Source organism: Liquorilactobacillus vini DSM 20605 (genome assembly GCF_000255495.1).
GTDB lineage: Bacteria > Bacillota > Bacilli > Lactobacillales > Lactobacillaceae > Liquorilactobacillus > Liquorilactobacillus vini.
In genome coordinates this window covers 1-2,044 of record NZ_AHYZ01000017.1, presented here as the reverse complement: position 1 = coordinate 2,044, position 2,044 = coordinate 1, and the positions used below count along the sequence as shown (strand labels likewise).

At 39.9% G+C, this 2,044-nt stretch carries 3 protein-coding genes; all 3 read left to right on the top strand.

The window, feature by feature from the left end:
- Positions 1-251: topoisomerase C-terminal repeat-containing protein (locus tag ON15_RS00700; protein WP_026049408.1), on the top strand; the 251-nt coding region annotated here is incomplete at its 5' end.
- Positions 252-372: 121 nt separating this feature from the next.
- A complete protein-coding gene (locus ON15_RS00695) occupies positions 373-588 on the top strand; it encodes a hypothetical protein (protein WP_010579546.1) in 216 nt (71 codons plus the stop codon).
- Between the two features lie 3 nt (positions 589-591).
- Entirely contained in the window at positions 592-1,716 is a 1,125-nt protein-coding gene (locus ON15_RS00690) for an ArdC-like ssDNA-binding domain-containing protein (RefSeq protein ID WP_010579545.1), read from the top strand.
- The last annotated feature ends 328 nt before the right edge of the window (positions 1,717-2,044 follow it).

Sequence of the window (2,044 nt, the reverse complement as noted above, 5' to 3'; positions counted from 1 at the left end):
AGGTGTTCTTAGAAACACCACAAGTAACTGTCATAAATAAACAAAAGTTTTACATTGTGAAGCCCAAGCAAGGTGAGGACTTTACCCTACCCAAGAAATGGAGCAGCAAAACCCTTGGTAAAACTGCGATCAAAGCCTTAGTCACCAAGGGTGAAACCAGCAAACTAAAGGGATTCAAGAGCAAAAAGGGAAAGTCGTTTGACGCCAAGTTAAAGCTTGACGGCCATAAATTAAGTTTTGATTTAGATTAGAACCTGCCTACCGCCCTGCACTACGTTCCGGTTGGTGAACCCGTCATTTAGGTTCACTTTTACAACCCTAAAAGTAAACCCAAACAACGGGTGAGATTAGCAACGCAAAGGAGATCATGAAATGGATAACGAATTAACAGTCATTGGGAGTGAATTACCGGTTTTGCAGACTAAAGGAGCCTACAAGTATTTAAAAGAAATTACTGGAAATGAAGCTTACTATCAAGTGGCTTGGCAAAAATTAGCCGATGGCTACGTTGCCCTTTATGGCACGACCCCGATTCAAATAAGATCATTGCCAACATTGAATGATATTTTTGAAGATGAGGAGGGGTAACTTATGCCAAATAAAGCAGATGTTAAGGCTTGGAAAGCACAATTAGTCGCCCAGGCTGAACAGCAAATCCTAAAAGTAACTGATAGTGGCCAATTTAAAAAGTACCTCAATACCTTGGCTAAATTCCATCATTATAGCGCCAGAAACATTGATTTGATTTATGCGCAAAATCCTCAAGCGACCCAGGTCGCGGGATTTAAGCAATGGCAAACAGATTTTAACCGCACCGTTAATAAGGGCGCTAAGTCCATTCGAATTGCGGCACCGATTATTAAGAAATTGACACCTGCTGAGCAAAAGCGACTTGATACTACCGACGAACGGGCCATTGTTGGTTATCGTTACCTGCCCATCTTCGACGTGGCACAAACTAGTGGTGACCCTGTCCTAAGCGCTAAAGACTTTGTCAAAGAAAATTTGGCCGATCATCAGAATGTGACAAGCTTATATAACGCGTTCAAAGATTATTTAAACCAGCAAACCGACCTTAAAGTCAGTGAAGTTCCTTTAGCGACGCTAAATGGGGCTAAGGGGTATTTTCAACCCAGCACTAATGAAATCGTCATTGGTGGCGATGAGCCCGACAATGCTTTGAAACTAAAGACGTTATACCACGAATATGCGCATAGCCAGCTACACGGCTTAAAATCAGCCTTTAAAGATCGGCCACGAGCCTATCAGGAAACCCAAGCCGAAGCGGTTGCGTATGTTGCCATGCAAAATATTGGCGTTGATACCAGCAACTACTCACTCGGTTACGTGGCCACCTGGGCTAAAGATAAAGCCGTGATCCATAGTGCTTTAAGTGAGATCCAGCAAGTGAGCAACAAAGTGATTGAGCTTAGCGACGGGTTAACCAAACAATTAGGCTTACAAGAAGCCCCAAAAGAGCCTGAGCATGATCTAAAAAAGTTATCAGCCCATGATCTTAATAAGTCCTATCAAGGCTTGCAACAACAAGTTCAGCAAGCAACTAATCCACAACAAAAATCAGAACTAAAAAATAAATTAAATGATGTACACCAAGAAATCAGTGAGCGAACGCAAAAGCAGCTGAAAGCATTTGCTGAACAGAATCCGGAAATCAAACAACCACGGCAAGATGAATCCCAGCAAATAAAACGCTAAGAAGCTATTTGAAATTTGTGGTAGGCAGTAATGTTATGCGAGGTTTCTATAAAAAACATGAAGAAATATTCATGTTTGTTTGGATCTATTTTTAACATTAATTTTATACTCTTCGACTAACGAAAAAGGTCTAATATGCTAATTCACTGATCACAACATTGATTTAACCTAATTTTGTGTTGAAAAATTACGGAAATAAAGCTAACAAGACGTAAAGGCGATTATTTTTATTCGTCAATGCATCAAAGTTTGTATCATCCAATTAAGAGAGGGAAACTAAAATTGTTAAATTATTATATACCTGATTTATTCACAAAAATATGCAAAA